Consider the following 16,226-nt stretch of genomic DNA (forward strand, 5'->3'; position numbering starts at 1 on the left):
TAGTTTTGATATTTATCATGCGAGGTGAAACCAATGCTTAGTGATACAATTGCTGCGATATCGACGGCGGTGGGCGAAAGCGGCATCGCCGTGATCCGCGTCAGCGGGCCGGAGGCGATCTCCGAAGTGGGGCGGTTGTTCCGCTCCAAGACGGCGCTGCCGGAGGCGGAAAGCCATACGGTACACTATGGCTTTATCGTGGATCCGGCGACGGGCGAGAAGCTGGAAGAGGTGCTCGTCAGCGTCTTTCGCGCGCCGCGCTCCTTCACCACGGAAGATGTGGTGGAGATTAGTACGCACGGCGGGATCATCTCCGTCAAACGCGTGATGGACCTGCTGCTCCAGCAGCGCGGCATTCGCCTCGCCGAGCCGGGCGAGTTCACGAAACGCGCGTTCCTGAACGGGCGGATCGACCTGTCGCAGGCGGAGGCGGTCATTGACCTGATCCGCTCCAAGTCGGATCGGGCGTTCTCCGTGGCGCTAAAGCAGGTCGAAGGCCAGCTGTCGCGCCAAATCAGCAAGCTGCGTCACACGTTAATTGAGACGCTGGCGCATATTGAGGTGAATATCGATTATCCGGAGCATGATGTGGAATCGATGACGATGGCATTTATCAAGGAGAAGTGCGCGGAGGTGTCGGAAGGCATCGACGCGCTGCTGAAGACGGCGAATCAGGGCAAGATTCTACGCGAGGGGATTACGACGGCGATCGTTGGCCGCCCGAATGTCGGCAAATCCTCGCTGATGAACGCCCTGGCTCGCGAAAATAAAGCGATCGTCACCGACATCCCGGGCACAACCCGGGACGTGATCGAAGAATATGTGACGATCAATAATATCCCGCTGAAGCTGCTCGACACGGCGGGGATCCGCGAGACGATGGACGTCGTCGAGCAGATCGGCGTGGAGCGCTCCAAAGCGGCAGTGAGCGAAGCGGACCTGATTCTGCTCGTCCTCAACAGTGCCGAAGCGCTGCATGAGGACGAGATCGCCTTAATGGAGCAACTGAAGGGGCGGTCCACGATCGTGCTTTTAAATAAGATTGATTTACCGCAGCAGTTGGATCGGGAGGTGGTCCGGCGTTATTTTCCCGAGGAATCGATCGTCGAATTGTCGGTCAAAACGGAGGAAGGGCTGGATCATCTGGAGGACGCCATTGCCCGGATGTTCTTTGGCGGGGAGCTGGAGTCCAACGATCTGACGTATGTCAGCAACGTGCGACATATCGCTTTGCTGAAGAAGGCCAAGCAGTCGCTGGCGGACGCTTATGAAGCGGCGGACAGCGGCATCCCGATCGATATTTTGCAGATCGATGTTCGGCTGGCTTGGGAGCAATTAGGTGAAGTGATTGGGGATTCGGCGCCGGATGCGTTGATTGATCAGATTTTTTCGCAATTTTGTTTGGGGAAATAAGGAGGCTTTCGTATCAGCAGCGCCTGTTCATGGTATGATGATACGGATAGCGTTTGAATGGTGTAAGGTAAAGGAGGTTGACGATAGATGGGTTACGCTGCCGGAAATTATGAGGTGATCGTGGTTGGCGCAGGGCACGCGGGCTGTGAGGCGGCATTGGCTGCAGCGCGGATGGGCTGTCGTACGCTGATGGTCACGATTAATTTGGATATGGTTGCTTTCATGCCGTGCAATCCTTCGATTGGAGGTCCGGCAAAAGGCCATGTCGTCCGTGAGATTGATGCACTGGGCGGCGAAATGGGCCGTAACATCGACAAGACGTTCATCCAAATGCGGATGTTGAATACCGGGAAAGGTCCGGCCGTTCATGCGCTGCGCGCGCAGGCGGATAAATTCTTGTACCAGCACGCGATGAAGGAAACGCTGGAGAAGGAGCCGAATCTGACGATGCTCCAAGGGATGGTGGAGGAGCTGATCGTAGAGGACGGCCAGTGCGTGGGCGTCATTACGAAGACCGGGGCAGAATATCGGGCGAAAGCGGTGGTGCTGACAACCGGTACGTATTTGCGCGGGAAAATCATCATGGGCGAGCTGATGTATGAAAGTGGTCCAAACAATCAGCAGCCATCGGTGCGTTTGGCGCAAAACTTGAAGGAGCTGGGCTTCGAGCTCGTTCGCTTCAAGACGGGGACGCCGCCGCGGGTCCATAAGGATTCGATTGATTTCTCGCAAACGGAGATTCAGCCGGGGGATGAGAAGCCGAAGTTTTTTTCCTATGAGACAAAGAGTTCGGACAATGAGCAGTTGCCTTGCTGGCTGACGTATACCTCCGAGGAAACCCACAAGATTATTACGGATAACCTGCATCGTGCACCGATGTTCTCGGGTGTCATCGAAGGTACGGGTCCGCGGTACTGTCCTTCCATCGAGGACAAAATCGTACGGTTCAGCGATAAGCCGAAGCATCAGATTTTCTTGGAACCGGAAGGCAAAAATACGTCCGAATATTACGTGCAAGGCTTCTCCACCAGCATGCCGGAAGAGGTACAGTTGCAGATGCTGCGTTCGGTTCCTGGCTTGCAAAATGTGCAAATGATGCGGACCGGCTATGCAATTGAATACGATGCGGTCGTGCCAACCCAGCTGTGGCCTTCGCTGGAGACGAAGCGATTGCCGGGTCTGTTCACGGCGGGGCAAATCAACGGGACTTCCGGTTATGAGGAAGCGGCGGGACAAGGCATCATGGCCGGGATTAATGCAGCGCGTAAGGTGCAAGGCAAAGAGCCGATTGTGCTTGACCGCTCGCAAGGCTACATTGGTGTCTTGATCGACGACCTGGTAACCAAGGGAACTAACGAGCCGTACCGTTTGCTGACTTCACGGGCGGAATACCGGTTGCTCCTCCGTCACGATAACGCAGATTTGCGCTTGACCCCGCTTGGGTATGAAATTGGATTGATTTCGGAAGAGCGGTATGCCCGGTTTTTGGATAAAAAGCAGAAGGTTGAGCAGGAGATTGAGCGGTTGAAGACGACGAAGATTCGACCAACTGAAATCAATCCATTGCTGGAGTCGATTGGTTCCGCTCCGATTCAGGACGGAAGCAATTTGCTGACGATTTTGCGGCGTCCGGAAGTGACGTATGCGCATATCGCTTCGATTTCTCCATCTGAGGTTGAGCTCGATGAAGAAATGCAAGAGCAAGTTGAAATCCAAATCAAGTACGCCGGTTATATTGAGAAGCAATTGATCCACGTTGAAAGATTACAAAAAATGGAAAAGAAAAAGATCCCTGAAAATATCAACTATGACGATATTCAAGGCCTGGCCATCGAGGCGCGGCAAAAGCTGTCCAAAATCCGTCCGATCTCCATCGGGCAAGCCTCGCGGATTTCGGGGGTTACGCCTGCGGATATCTCCATCTTGTTGGTGTATTTGGAGCACTATAACCGGGTCACGGCTGCGGGAGGGTAACCATTGGATTCGATACAAGCCCAGTTTTGCTCGCTGCTACAGGAACATGGCATTGAGGTGTCGGAGGAGCAGCTCAAGCAATTTGAACGTTATTATGAAGAATTGGTCTCTTGGAACGAAAAAATGAACCTCACCGGGATCACCGAACGGGAGCAGGTCTATATCAAGCATTTTTATGATTCGATTAGCCTGGCTTTTCATGTCCCGATGGGGGAGATCGAGTCCAAGGCGGATATTGGATCCGGAGCAGGTTTCCCCGGCATTCCCCTGAAAATTTGTTTTCCGCATTTACAGCTCACGATCGTGGATTCGTTAAACAAACGGATTCAGTTCTTGCAGCATGTGGTGAATGAATTAGGGTTGAACCAGGTGCGTCTGCTTCATGGACGTGCAGAGGATTTGGGACGCCAGGAAGATCTTCGTGACGCTTTCGATTTGGTTACAGCCCGGGCTGTTGCCCGAATGGCGATACTTAACGAGTTTTGTTTACCGTTTGTGAAGCCAGGTGGATTATTTGTAGCCATGAAGGGGAGTAATCCGGAGGATGAAGTGAAGGAAGCGGCCCGTAGTTTATCCGAGCTGAAAGGGAAATGGGTCAGCACACCGGCATTTTCTCTCCCGTTGGAAAACTCCGAACGCCATTTGGTGCTGATTCAAAAAACAGCCCCTACGCCCCAAAAATATCCGCGAAAAGCGGGAATTCCAGCGAAAATGCCGTTGGTTTAAACAACCATAGTAATTTCCCCCTTAGCAAAATGTTCCACGTGAAACATCGCTAAGGGGGCTTTTTGTCCGTTTGCAGGCAAATCTTACTTCTTTTCTATAACTTCTCTAAATTAGAGAATAGGATTATAGAGGAAAAAGTGGTAGAATAGATATATCGGGTTGGTTGAGGGTTGGATGGACGTTCCGAGGCCACGGTTATCTTGGTGGACAAACCCTTAACGAACGTGCATTTCGTTTAGAGCAATGTCATCCCACGGGGATGATCCGTAAGGCTTGGCCTTATGTCACTTTGAAATTAGGTGGTAATCGACGGAATGAAAGAACAATTTTCTAAATTGTTTGGGCTAACCGAACGAAATAGCGGAGATGAAGTGAGACAAATTCCGGTGGGGGAAATTGTCGGCAGTCCTTATCAGCCGCGGACGATCTTTGACGACGAGAAAATCGATGAACTCTGCCAAACGATTCGTACTCATGGCGTGATTCAACCGATTGTCGTACGGTACCGGAATGAGAAGTATGAGATCATTGCCGGAGAGCGTCGCTGGCGTGCCGTCAAAAAGCTGGGCTTGGAGTCCATTCCTGCGATCTTGCGCGATTTCAATGATTCGCAAGCCGCTTCTATCGCTTTGATCGAAAACCTCCAACGGGAAGGGCTGACTTCGATTGAGGAGGCGATGGCTTACCAAAATTTGATTGATTTGCATCAGTTGACACAAGAGAGCTTGGCTCAACGTCTTGGGAAGAGCCAATCCACGATCGCCAATAAGATCAGGCTGCTTCAACTTCCGGATGAAGTAAAAAATGCGCTGATGGAACGGAAAATTACAGAGCGTCATGCGCGTGCTTTGCTGTCCTTGGACTCGGAAGAGCTGCGACTGAAGGTGTTGGGTGAAATTATCAGCAAAGAGCTGAATGTAAAACAAACGGAAGCCCGAATTGCCTTTTATAAGGAAGTAGCCAAAAACAAAAAGTCTCCTTCGAGACGAATCTCCTTTACCAAGGATGTTCGATTGGCTCTAAATACGATTCGCCAGTCGATTGATATGGTTACGGGTTCTGGTTTGCAAATTAAAACGGAAGAAAAGGATCATGAGGATCATTATGAAATTGTGATTCAGATCCCGAAACGTTCATAAACTTCTCTCGCTGACCCTAACCGCGAGGTTCTGGTCAGCTTCTTTTTCGGTCTTTCTTGATTGGTTGTGAACATGTGATTGCTGAACTTTCTATGCACATGTGGATAATTATTTTCCTAATGTACATGGGATGGATACATCGGTTCATAGCTACTCATCTATCGATATCGACCGGCAGGTGTATTCACCACGCATTGCTATAGGTCTTTTTGTAGCTGCAGCCTAGAATGCGTACATGAGTACTACAAAGAGATTCTTCTATTATATTGAGGTGAACTGGATTGTCTAAAATCATCGCCATAGCGAACCAAAAAGGGGGCGTCGGGAAGACGACGACTTCTGTCAATTTGGGAGCGGGACTAGCTGCCATCGGAAAGAAAGTGCTGCTGATCGATATTGACCCCCAAGGGAATACGACAAGTGGTGTTGGCATTAATAAAGCGGATGTTGCGAATTGCATTTATGATGTACTGATTAATGAGGTTCATCCAAAGGAAGCAATTGAACATACGGAGATTGAAAATTTGCATATCATCCCGGCTACAATTCAACTGGCTGGGGCTGAAATCGAATTGGTTCCAACCATTTCGCGTGAAGTGAGACTTAAGAAATCGTTACAGCCTATTCGGAACTTATACGATTATATTTTGATTGATTGCCCGCCTTCGCTTGGAATTCTAACCATCAACTCCTTGACCGCCGCTGATTCCGTACTCATTCCTATTCAGTGCGAATATTACGCTTTGGAAGGTCTTAGCCAGTTATTAAATACGGTGAGATTGGTTCAAAAGCATTTAAATACTTCGCTGCAAATCGAAGGGGTCTTATTAACGATGTTTGATGCTCGGACAAACCTGGGGATTCAAGTCATTGAAGAGGTTAAGAAGTACTTCCAGCAGAAGGTATATAAAACAGTGATTCCACGTAATGTGCGTTTAAGTGAAGCGCCGTCCCATGGTCAATCCATTATTACGTATGACCCTCGTTCGAAGGGTGCGGAAGTATATCTTGAGTTGGCAAAGGAAGTGGTATCTTATGAGTAAACGATTGGGCAAAGGATTGGATGCTCTGATCCCGGCACTGTCTATTCAGGATGATGATAAGGTTATAGAGATCCCACTTAACCAACTTCGTGCCAACCCGTATCAACCACGCAAGACCTTTGATGAGGAGGCTATACGGGAGTTGGCCGAATCGATTCGGCAACATGGGGTTATTCAACCGATTATTGTACGCAGCGTACTCAAAGGTTATGAAATTATCGCAGGGGAGCGCCGGTTCCGTGCATCGCAATACTGCGGTAATGCAACCATCCCGGCCGTTGTTCGGAGTTTTTCAGATCAACAGGTCATGGAAATTGCACTCATCGAGAACCTGCAGCGGGAAAATCTAAACGCGATGGAAGTAGCGGTTGCGTACCAAGGGTTGATGGATCAATTCCAGCTAACACAGGAAGAGCTTTCGTTGAAGGTAGGGAAGTCTCGTTCTCATATCGCGAATTTTTTGCGGTTGCTTTCCTTGCCGGATGAAGTGAAGGAATGTGTTTCACGTGGAACATTATCGATGGGACATGCCCGAGCTTTGGTTGGGTTGAAGGATCCAGATACGATTAAGCAGTTGGCCCAGCAATGTATCGATCATGAATGGAGCGTTCGTGATCTGGAAAATGCGGTGCAACAACTGGATCGCAAAAAGCAGGAAAAACCAAAACCGGCTGGGAAGAAACGCGACCCCTATATTGAAGAAGTAGAAGAGAGTCTGCGTGAACGATATAAGACGACAGTCAAAATTAAAGCAAATAAAGACAAGGGTAAAATCGAAATTAACTATTACAGCCAGCAGGATTTGCAACGGCTGCTTGATATGTTGACTTCGGGATAAATGAAATGACATATCTAACTTTTGGACAACTCCTAAAAGTGGGGGGCTTCAGAAGGAGGGTATGTCATTTCTTGGTCTGGCATCCGATTGAACTGGAACGGATCATAGAGCTGAAATCCAAATCAAACTTATACCTGATCCTAAGGAGGGGAACGTGTTGCACGAGAAGAAATCCGTTATCTATCTGGATCATGCGGCTACATCTTGGCCAAAACCTCCTAGGGTAGGAGAAGCGATGTTGGAAATACTAAACGGACCAGCTGCCAATGCAGGACGTGGAAATCATGGAATGGCGCTCCAAGCGGGGAGGGTGCTGTACAACACGCGCGTCAAGCTTGCCCAGCTATTTGGGGTCTCCAATCCCAATGATATTGTGTTGACCTCCAGCACAACTTCAGCTTTAAATTTAGCCATCAAGGGATGGCTAAAACCAGGGGATCATGTGGTGGCGACAACCGTTGAACATAATTCGGTAAGGCGTCCACTTGAGTTCTTGAAGCGGACCGCAGGTATCGAAGTGGATTATGCTGAGGTGGATCCACGCGGTCAGTTAGATTTGCAGCAGGTGGAGAATCTTTTCCGCCCCCACACACGTTTACTTGTATGTTCCCACAGCTCGAACTTGTTGGGATGTATTTTGCCAGTTCAAGCTTTAAGCCAGATGGCTCATGCGCACGGAGCGATTCTAATGGTGGATGCTGCGCAAACGGCAGGGTGCTATCCGGTAAACGTTCAAGAGATGGGGATCGACTTGCTTGCTTTTCCAGGGCATAAAGGGCTACTTGGACCTCAAGGTACAGGAGGATTATATATTCACCCGGATATTGACCTGGAGCCGCTGATGCATGGAGGAACTGGCAGTCAATCCGAAGAAATCGAGCAGCCGTCTGTTCGTCCTGACCGGTATGAAGCGGGCACTGTGAATACTCCAGGGATTGCCGGGTTAGGTGCTGGGGTAGAAATGGTGCTTGAACGTGGCGTGGAACAGATTCATCGTCACGAGTGGGAGTTAACCCAGTTTTTAATGAAGGAACTGCAAAAGGTTCCTGGCGTTCGTCTGATCGGTCCGGAGATCGGTCAGCCTCGAACGGGTATCGTCTCGTTTACAATCGAAGGACGGGATGCCTCGGAAGTCGCGTTTGTGCTGGATCGGGAATATGGCATCGCGGTTCGTGCAGGGTATCACTGCACACCGTTAGGCCATCAAACTGCCGGCACGCTGGAGGGCGGAGCGGTTCGCGCCAGCGTAGGTTATCTGACGACCGAGGCAGATCTTCAAACATTAATTGATGCAATTCATAAAATGGTGAACTGATCTCAAGCACAGAGGAGTAGAAAGTCGCATGCGGGAATGGAATGATCTCATCTTTGAGCAACTAAGCTGGATCGTTGGAGGTTTGGTTCTCCTGATCCTTTGGATGTTGATCTGGAATCTGATTCAGGGAAGTAAGCTTCGCAAGATGAAGCAAAGATACGAACTGATGATGAAAGGTACTGGCGTACAAGATCTGGAGACTTTGCTGATCGATTTGAAGATGCAGCAGGACAAAATCGAAGACGTCCAGGAAGAACAGAAGCAACAGCTTGCACAAATTCAAAAATGGATGCCTATGCAAAAATCTAAAATTGGTATCAAACGCTACAATGCTTTCGGTGAAAAGGGGAACGACCTGAGCTTCTCCATTGCGATCGTTAATGATCAGCAAGATGGCGTGGTCCTCACTGGCCTGTATAACCGTGATGGTTCTTTTGTTTATGCTAAGGGCTTGGAGAAAGGGGAGTCACCGCATGCGCTTTCTCCGGAAGAACGGGAAGCTATAGCTCTCGCCGGGCTAAGGAAATAGACCCTTGAGTCCACTCTTTAATCGCGGTATACAAGCATTTTGATATAATCTCTGAAAGACGCATAACTAGACTGAGACGTGTGTTTTGCAATACGAAGTATTCCATGAAGCCGCCGACATTGACGATGCCCGTAAGATGGATATCGCCGACCGGCGGTAATTCTTTATTCACCCCTGCTCCAGGGCGGAGGGGGCCTTGCACCACTTGGATGGATCCAACGCTGGATGTCTGACCGAGGCAGGCGTCAATGCTGATAATATAAGGGTTAGCGAACCGAGCGTGGATTTCATCTAAGGTTTCTCTTAGATTCATGGCATGTACAGGCTCATCGAGTGTGCCGTAAAGGTGAAAATACGGGCATTGATACTTCGCCAACGCGCTGCCGACCAGGGGGCCTAAGCAATCTCCGGTGGAACGATCGGTTCCAATGCAAACGACAACAATGTCTTGTCCTGGGGTAACCTGTCCAAAATGCAGAAGCAACCGGTGAATGATGGCCGAATGAATGCCGGGTTCGGTATGAAGGATTTTTAAATAAGGAATTTCTTGTCCTGGAATGGTCGGTTGAATCTGTGACATGGAATCTTCCTTTCCGCTGAAGATCAAGTGCGCATGCTGCACTTTATAGATTTAGTAGATAGTATATGGAAGAAATGCGTATTATATACTCGTACAAAAGTCTTAATGGACAAAAGGAGAGGAATCTGAATGGAAGAGGACTGGCTGGTGATGGCGTTTGATTCAACACAGCAGGCGCTGCGTGCGGAGATGCTGCTGGAGTATGCTGAGGTAGATATCGATTTATTTCCTACCCCCAAAGAAATCACCGCAGGATGTGCGTTGTCGATTCGTTTTCCCCAAAACGATTTGGAGGTAGTTAAAGAGATCATCACTTCGGAATCGGTAGAGATACGGGGGATTTACTCCCACGACGGGATGGGCTATCATAGCATCAAGCTTTAGGGCTTGACGGCCCTGGATGATACATTGATGAAATCTCAAAAAGGATTGATAGATATGTTACTGGCAAAAGAACCGGAAGTGATCCAGGATGCTGCCGAAACGGTGACGACCTGGAAAGATAAGATATGGAATTGGTTTACAGATATGGATATGTGGATGAACGTGCTTTATGCCGGGATCAAAATTATCATTATTTTCACCCTCACCCGATTGTTCGTTCATATCGTATTCCGCTTAATCGATCGATCGTTGCAGAAGAGGGAGAAGAGCCGGTTGCAGATGAACCCGCGACGGTTAGTTACGGTTGGTGAACTGCTCAAGAATGTCACCACCATTACCAGCAATTTTATTATGGTCATGTTAGTGATGGGGGAGCTTGGGTTTGATCTGGCGCCGTTGCTAGCGGGTGCCGGAGTTCTTGGCCTTGCGATCGGTTTTGGTGCCCAGAGCTTGGTGAAGGATGTTATTACCGGCTTTTTTATCATTCTGGAGGATCAGTTTGCTGTTGGTGATGTCATTCAAACCGGAAGTCTGAAGGGGACGGTAGAGATGATTGGGCTGCGCTCCACTCGGTTAGTGAGCTACACGGGAGAGGTCCACATCATCCCTAACGGGATGATCACGAACGTAACGAATTACTCCGTGGGAACCGCATTGGCGGTGGTCGACTTGCCGTTTAGCAACTCAAGGAAGCTGGAGGACAGCGTAGAGCTGCTCAGAAGGGCCATGCAGCGCCTGAAAGAGGAGAAGGAGGGGATCCCTCAGGTTCCGAATGTGCTGGGCATTCAGTCGTTAACAGCGAGCGAGTACGTGATTCGAATTGCGGTGGAGTGTCCTCCAGCCATTCGATCGGAAGTGGAACGTCAGATCCACGCTTATGCCAAAGAAGCTCTGGAGCAGGAGGAGTTGGAGAACCAACGCGGGCATGCAGAGATCTAGGGTTCAATTTATTCGGAATAAATTAAAAATTCAAGAAAAGATCGGGGGATTGTGTGATGGAGCGGAAATCCTTTCAATTAGGCGATATTGTACAAATGAAGAAAAACCATCCTTGCGGGAGCAACGAAATGGAAATTATCCGGATGGGCATGGATATCCGCATTAAATGTATCGGCTGCAAACACAGCGTGTTGGTGCCTCGGGCGAAGTTCGAGAAGAATATGCGCAAAGTGCTCCGGTCGGCGGCTCTAGCACCAGAAAATACGGCGTCGGACGGGCAATCACCACCTGGAGAATAAGTAATTTATGGGATGAAGGGTACTCTCTATTGCAATCGGAATGAATTCATGGTACAATCATTCTTGCTGTGGAGAGGTACCCAAGAGGCCCAAGGGGGTTGACTCGAAATCAACTAGGCGTCGCAAGGCGTGCGTGGGTTCGAATCCCACCCTCTCCGCCATCATCTAAATATTGCCTAGAGACGAACTCTTACGTATGCGTAGGAGTTTTTTTGTTTTATGTATAAACTTATGCAAAAGCAAGAAGGACCCTTTCGGGTCCTTCCTGTGGTTGACGGCGAACTTTATTGGAAATTCTCTTCTCAGCGACAAACAGAAACATTCGATGTTTGCCTTAGCAAGCACGAATTAGGGAAGAGGGGTCTTCACTAACTCGTGATCTGACGCTTCTACAAGTCGTGAACAAGATCTCCTTGCGGTTTGTTTCTCGCGGAACCCTTTAACTGGACCAACGGAACCACACCTCTCTTGCTCGCCGTCGATTGTATTATGTGCAGGATTCGCGGTTTTATACACGCCGAGTAAAACGGAATGAATTGGTTAATGGACGCGGGCTTTCTCTTCTTTTTTCCACTTGCGGTTCTTGTTGGACGTCTCAGGGAATTTATCGCCCTTTTTCAACTTAATTCGCTTTGGATTTTGAATTTGCGTATGAAAGCTCCGCGCCTCACCAACCTCCACATATACCCCTGGGTTTGGAGCGCGCATGCCTTCTTCATATTCTGTTTGTTCACCCATACAGCGTTCCTCCTTTCGAACTTTAGCTTGGAATCCATGCTTATTGTTTGTCGAAGGGATGGAATCATGTACGGCAGGGGCCCGATAATTATTGACAAGCATAAATGAAATGAAGCCGATTTTGGGGCTTAGAGGAAACCGTACGAACGGATGAAAAGGGAAAGGCATATCAAACCCGCAGTTACAGAAAAGATTGGCTGCTTGCACACCCACGTCCAATTTGATATACTACAATGGTGCGAGTTTACTCTCGCTCCTTGCTCCTGAACGGAATACGTATTGGGGGCCATAGTCCAAGAGGAGGTGAATCAGAATGCGCAAATACGAAGTGATGTACATTATTCGTCCTGACGTTGAACAAGAAGCTGTTCAAGCTACAGTCGAAAAATTCCAAGGCATCATCCAAAACGGTGGTGAAATTACCAAACATGAAGTTTTGGGCAAACGCCGGCTTGCGTATGAGATTAACAAGGTTCGTGATGGAATTTACGTTCTCGTGAATTTCACCGCTGCTCCAGAAGTTGTTGCTGAGCTGGAACGCATCTTGAAGATTTCCGACGAGGTTATCCGTTATCTCATTACGAAAGACGTAGCCTAATTCAAGTTTGAGTAACCATTGCCCGAAGGAGGGGATTTGATTGTTGAACCGTGTCATTCTCATCGGACGTCTTACCCGGGATCCGGAGCTACGATATACGCCAGCTGGCGTAGCGGTAACTCAGTTTACGCTTGCTGTGGACAGACCGTTCACCTCGCAAGGGGGCGAACGTGAGGCGGATTTCATCCCGGTTGTCACCTGGAGACAGCTTGCCGAGACTTGCGCTAACTATTTGCGTAAAGGGCGGTTAACGGCTGTTGAAGGACGTATTCAAGTACGGAACTACGAAAATAACGAAGGCAAGCGTGTATACGTAACCGAAGTTATTGCCGATAATGTCCGTTTCTTGGAATCGAACCGCGAGGGCGGTGCAGGTGGCGGCGGTACGCGGGAAGAGTCACCGTTCGGAGGCGGCAGCAGCCGTGGCGGCGGATTCTCGCGCAGCAATCAGAACGATCCTTTCTCCGACGACGGGAAACCGATCGATATATCGGATGACGATTTGCCATTTTAACAACGGAAAGGACTGAAAAGCATGAGCTTCAAGCAAAGAGAAGGCGGAGACGACAAAAGACCGGCTCGCCGCGGCGGCCGCAACAAACGTCGTAAAGTGTGCTACTTCACTGTGAATAAAATTACTCACATTGACTATAAAGATACGGAGCTGTTGAAGAAATTCATCAGCGAGCGCGGCAAAATTTTGCCTCGTCGTGTAACTGGCACTAGCGCGAAATACCAACGCCTTTTGACGATCGCGATCAAACGCTCCCGTCAAATCGCATTGCTTCCATACACAACGGAATAAGCGTGATCAGTTAGAACAACAACCGAACCCTGAGGTTCGGTTGTTTTTTTGTTTCGATGCAAAAGGACGTAAGTCATAGAACTTCGCTTACGACAAATCCAAGTAAACCTATTTAGAATAGAGTCGATTTATGACGAGAAAGATAGAACAAACTCGAAAAATATTAACATCAACGGTACAGCACAAGTAAGAAAAATTAACGTTCAACTTTTTGTAAACGCTTCATATTAATTATTTCTATAAAATACTAGTAAATTAGGGTTAATTAGGAGCCAACAATCGACTAAAAAAATTATTGACGTAAGATATTTTCACATGTATTATGATCAATAATTGAACTGGTGCATATCCCTGATAGGGACCGGCTTAAGATGCTTATTAACCGATGGTTTATATCAAACCTATGTCACACTTTATTACAAACGGCTGACGTTGTGTCTCTGTTTTTAGGGTATAAGTCATGGGGAGATAGAGCCATAGGGGCGTAAGTGAGTTGTTTTGTCCAGGATTAAGCACTGTGAGAAGCAACTAGAGAGTGTTGAAGGGGGAGGTCGAAAGGAACATCCTGGCAAGAGGAAAGGCATGACGAACTGCACGTTCTCAACAATTAAACAAGGAGGAGTCAACTCACATGGTGGCAAAGAAGAGAAGATTATGGTCCATCTTACTTATTTTATCTCTTGTAGGTATTTTGTTTGCAGGTTGCAGTACCAATAACACAGCTTCCAATTCGCCGACTCCGACAGAGAACAACACAACTCCAGAAAACACAACGGAACCGGAAACAGAACCATCGGCAGATGAGCCGGTGGACGGAGGTACAATTGTCCTTTCAACTTTTTCGGATATTGTTACTTTAAATCCTATTTTTATTGGTGATACTTCTTCCGGAGATGTGGAGCAGTTCCTTTTCTCCAAACTGTACGATCTAGACCGTGAAGGAAATGTAGTTGTCGAGCCTTGGTCTTTGGCAGCCGAGCCTCCACAAATTTCTGAGGACGGTTTAACTTATACCGTGAAGCTGAAAGATACCGCAAAATGGAGTGACGGGCAGCCGGTAACGGCCGACGACATCGTATTTACATTTGATACGATTCGTAACCCAGAAACGGGTTCCCCAGCGATCAGCTCCTTCGATAAGGTAGAGAGCGTTACAAAAGTGGATGATTTGACCGTCAACATTAAGTTGCAATCCGTTTACGCTCCGTTCTTATATACGCTGGTTACCGATTTGGTCCCTTACCATGTGTTGAAGGATGTTCCTGTGAAGGAGCTTCAACAACATCCATATGGTACAGATCCATCGAAAACCGTAACGAACGGGCCATGGAAGTGGACAGAATGGAAACAAGGCGAAAGCCACACGTTGGATCTCGATCCAAACTACTGGGGTACGCAGAAGCCGCATATTCATCAAGTCATCTATAAAATTTATGCCGACCAAAACACCCAAGTTCAAGCCTTGTTGAAAGGTGATGCAGACCATATCAGCGCCATTCCGGTGACGCAGGTTGAAGCTGTTAAATCGAATAAGGATATTAACGTCATTCAAAAACCGGGTCCCACTTACGAATACGTCGGGTTTAACTTCGATCCGAAGAACTTCCCGGACAACTACGGTTTGTTCCAAAGTCAAAAGACAAGACAGGCGATTGCATACGCAATTAACCGTCAAGGGATGGTTGATAATGTCTTGAAAGGTGTCGGTGCGCTGATGAACGCTCCGTTCCTGCCGGACACTTGGGCGGATCCGAAGGATGCTGCTGTCAACTATAACTATGATACGGAGAAAGCAAAACAATTGCTGGCAGAAGACGGTTGGGTTCCTGGCAAAGACGGGATCCTTGAGAAAGACGGTCACCGCTTCTCCTTCGAACTGCAATATAACGCCGGTAACAGCCGCCGTGAACAAGTGGCTGCGATTATCCAGCAAAACTTAGCAGATGTTGGTATCGAAGTTACGCCTAAAGGCATCGACTTTGCTGCATGGATCGATCAGAACGTCAACCCAGGTAAGTATCAAGCCATTTTGTTGGCATGGTCTCTGAACAACCCGGATCCGGATGCAGAAAGCATTTATTCCTCGAAATACTTCCCGCCGGCAGGTCAAAACACCGGCTGGTATAAGAACGAAAAGCTCGACCAATTGTGGGTAGACGGATACTCCACAGTTGATCAAACGGAACGTCAAGCGATCTATAAGGAACTGGCGAAGGAAATCTCTACAGACTTGCCATATGTCTTCCTTTATCAATATGGGAACGCCATCGGTACGGGTCCAAGAGTTCATTGGAAAGAAGAAGACCGTCCAGAACCATCGTTGGGCTACGGATACTACTTCCATCTGATCAACTGGTGGGTAACGGAATAAGAAGAGCGGATACAGGAAATAGAACCGCAGGAGGGGGAAAGGGAGTATTCTCTTTCTCCTTCTCCCTTTCAAGCTCTCTTTTTATCCTGTGGTTCTATACCTAACTATGTTTAGGAGGATAAAAGATGACAGAATATCTGATCCGTCGCTTGCTGCAATCGGTCTTGGTAATTTTCTTGATTACCGTCGTGACGTTTTTGCTGATCCATGCCGCTCCGGGGGGACCGACCCAAATGATGCTTGCACCGGGGTTATCTCCGGAGGCATTCGAGCAGCAAAGACAGAATCTCGGTCTGGATAAACCCTTGCCGGTTCAATATCTCCGGTGGGTTGGGGACTTGCTGCAGGGTGACTTAGGGTACACATTCAAAAACCATTTGCCAGTTGGGGATTTGCTGTGGCCCCGCATCGGAAATACGTTCATTTTAATGGGCTCTGCTTGGTTGTTAACCTTGATTATCGCGCTCCCTTGGGGCATTTATAACAGTACGAAAGAATATGGATTATCTGATCAGACGGCATCCTTTATTTCTTA

Annotated in this window: 18 protein-coding genes and 1 tRNA gene; 17 read left to right on the plus strand and 2 right to left on the minus strand. The window is 48.4% G+C overall.

The genetic code is table 11. From position 1 onward, the window contains the following. Positions 1-33: 33 nt before the first annotated feature. The 8 genes from mnmE (at position 34) to POTG_RS03170 (ending at position 8,977) form a co-directional block, all read left to right on the plus strand. Positions 34-1,413: a tRNA uridine-5-carboxymethylaminomethyl(34) synthesis GTPase MnmE gene (gene mnmE / locus POTG_RS03135; protein WP_009223345.1), complete on the plus strand. Its 1,380-nt coding sequence runs from the start codon at positions 34-36 to the stop codon at positions 1,411-1,413. A gap of 87 nt (positions 1,414-1,500) precedes the next feature. Beyond that, positions 1,501-3,387, plus strand: coding sequence for a tRNA uridine-5-carboxymethylaminomethyl(34) synthesis enzyme MnmG (gene mnmG, locus POTG_RS03140; RefSeq protein ID WP_009223346.1), 1,887 nt, complete (start codon positions 1,501-1,503; stop codon positions 3,385-3,387). 3 nt (positions 3,388-3,390) lie between these two features. Beyond that, positions 3,391-4,113 carry a 16S rRNA (guanine(527)-N(7))-methyltransferase RsmG gene (gene rsmG / locus POTG_RS03145; RefSeq protein ID WP_009223347.1) on the plus strand — a complete coding sequence of 241 codons (723 nt, stop codon included), beginning with the start codon at positions 3,391-3,393 and terminating at the stop codon, positions 4,111-4,113. A 314-nt stretch (positions 4,114-4,427) separates the two neighbouring features. Next, positions 4,428-5,252 (plus strand): nucleoid occlusion protein, encoded by an 825-nt coding sequence (noc, locus tag POTG_RS03150; RefSeq protein ID WP_036644069.1) that lies wholly within the window; start codon positions 4,428-4,430, stop codon positions 5,250-5,252. A 281-nt stretch (positions 5,253-5,533) separates the two neighbouring features. Then, entirely contained in the window at positions 5,534-6,295 is a 762-nt protein-coding gene (locus POTG_RS03155) for a ParA family protein (protein WP_009223349.1), read from the plus strand. After that, the gene (locus tag POTG_RS03160) at positions 6,288-7,133 is read left to right on the plus strand and encodes a ParB/RepB/Spo0J family partition protein (protein ID WP_009223350.1); all 846 of its coding nucleotides are present in this window, start codon (positions 6,288-6,290) and stop codon (positions 7,131-7,133) included. The genes POTG_RS03155 and POTG_RS03160 overlap by 8 nt, the downstream gene beginning before the upstream one ends. A 154-nt stretch (positions 7,134-7,287) precedes the next feature. Next, positions 7,288-8,448: an aminotransferase class V-fold PLP-dependent enzyme gene (locus POTG_RS03165; RefSeq protein WP_009223351.1), complete on the plus strand. Its 1,161-nt coding sequence runs from the start codon at positions 7,288-7,290 to the stop codon at positions 8,446-8,448. A 28-nt stretch (positions 8,449-8,476) separates the two neighbouring features. After that, positions 8,477-8,977 (plus strand): DUF4446 family protein, encoded by a 501-nt coding sequence (locus POTG_RS03170; protein ID WP_009223352.1) that lies wholly within the window; start codon positions 8,477-8,479, stop codon positions 8,975-8,977. Here POTG_RS03170 and yyaC read toward each other — a convergent pair. Beyond that, positions 8,949-9,557 (minus strand): spore protease YyaC, encoded by a 609-nt coding sequence (yyaC, locus tag POTG_RS03175; RefSeq protein WP_009223353.1) that lies wholly within the window; start codon positions 9,555-9,557, stop codon positions 8,949-8,951. The two genes, POTG_RS03170 and yyaC, sit on opposite strands and share 29 nt — an antisense overlap. A gap of 129 nt (positions 9,558-9,686) precedes the next feature. On the opposite strand from yyaC, the gene POTG_RS03180 reads away from it, so the two are divergent. From POTG_RS03180 to POTG_RS03195, 4 genes are all read left to right on the plus strand, one after another. Then, positions 9,687-9,941, plus strand: coding sequence for a DUF3343 domain-containing protein (locus tag POTG_RS03180; protein ID WP_009223354.1), 255 nt, complete (start codon positions 9,687-9,689; stop codon positions 9,939-9,941). Positions 9,942-9,995: 54 nt separating this feature from the next. Beyond that, positions 9,996-10,880, plus strand: a complete 885-nt coding sequence (locus POTG_RS03185) for a mechanosensitive ion channel family protein (protein ID WP_009223355.1) — start codon at positions 9,996-9,998, stop codon at positions 10,878-10,880. Positions 10,881-10,936: 56 nt separating this feature from the next. Further along, the gene (locus tag POTG_RS03190) at positions 10,937-11,179 is read left to right on the plus strand and encodes a DUF951 domain-containing protein (RefSeq protein ID WP_036644074.1); all 243 of its coding nucleotides are present in this window, start codon (positions 10,937-10,939) and stop codon (positions 11,177-11,179) included. Between the two features lie 70 nt (positions 11,180-11,249). Further along, positions 11,250-11,340, plus strand: a tRNA-Ser gene (locus POTG_RS03195). Positions 11,341-11,719: 379 nt separating this feature from the next. Here the strand turns inward: POTG_RS03195 and POTG_RS03200 are convergent. After that, positions 11,720-11,917 (minus strand): YjzC family protein, encoded by a 198-nt coding sequence (locus POTG_RS03200; RefSeq protein WP_009223357.1) that lies wholly within the window; start codon positions 11,915-11,917, stop codon positions 11,720-11,722. Between the two features lie 313 nt (positions 11,918-12,230). On the opposite strand from POTG_RS03200, the gene rpsF reads away from it, so the two are divergent. From rpsF to POTG_RS24195, 5 genes are all read left to right on the plus strand, one after another. Continuing rightward, entirely contained in the window at positions 12,231-12,515 is a 285-nt protein-coding gene (gene rpsF, locus POTG_RS03205) for a 30S ribosomal protein S6 (RefSeq protein ID WP_009223358.1), read from the plus strand. Positions 12,516-12,555: 40 nt separating this feature from the next. After that, positions 12,556-13,029, plus strand: coding sequence for a single-stranded DNA-binding protein (gene ssb, locus POTG_RS03210; protein ID WP_009223359.1), 474 nt, complete (start codon positions 12,556-12,558; stop codon positions 13,027-13,029). A 21-nt stretch (positions 13,030-13,050) separates the two neighbouring features. Next, positions 13,051-13,320: a 30S ribosomal protein S18 gene (rpsR, locus tag POTG_RS03215; RefSeq protein WP_009223360.1), complete on the plus strand. Its 270-nt coding sequence runs from the start codon at positions 13,051-13,053 to the stop codon at positions 13,318-13,320. Between the two features lie 631 nt (positions 13,321-13,951). After that, positions 13,952-15,691, plus strand: a complete 1,740-nt coding sequence (locus POTG_RS03220) for a peptide-binding protein (protein WP_009223361.1) — start codon at positions 13,952-13,954, stop codon at positions 15,689-15,691. 125 nt (positions 15,692-15,816) lie between these two features. Further along, on the plus strand, positions 15,817-16,226 hold a 410-nt coding region (locus POTG_RS24195), incomplete at its 3' end, for an ABC transporter permease (protein ID WP_198136149.1).

The organism is Paenibacillus sp. oral taxon 786 str. D14 (genome assembly GCF_000159955.1).
GTDB classification, from domain to species: domain Bacteria; phylum Bacillota; class Bacilli; order Paenibacillales; family Paenibacillaceae; genus Fontibacillus; species Fontibacillus phoenicis.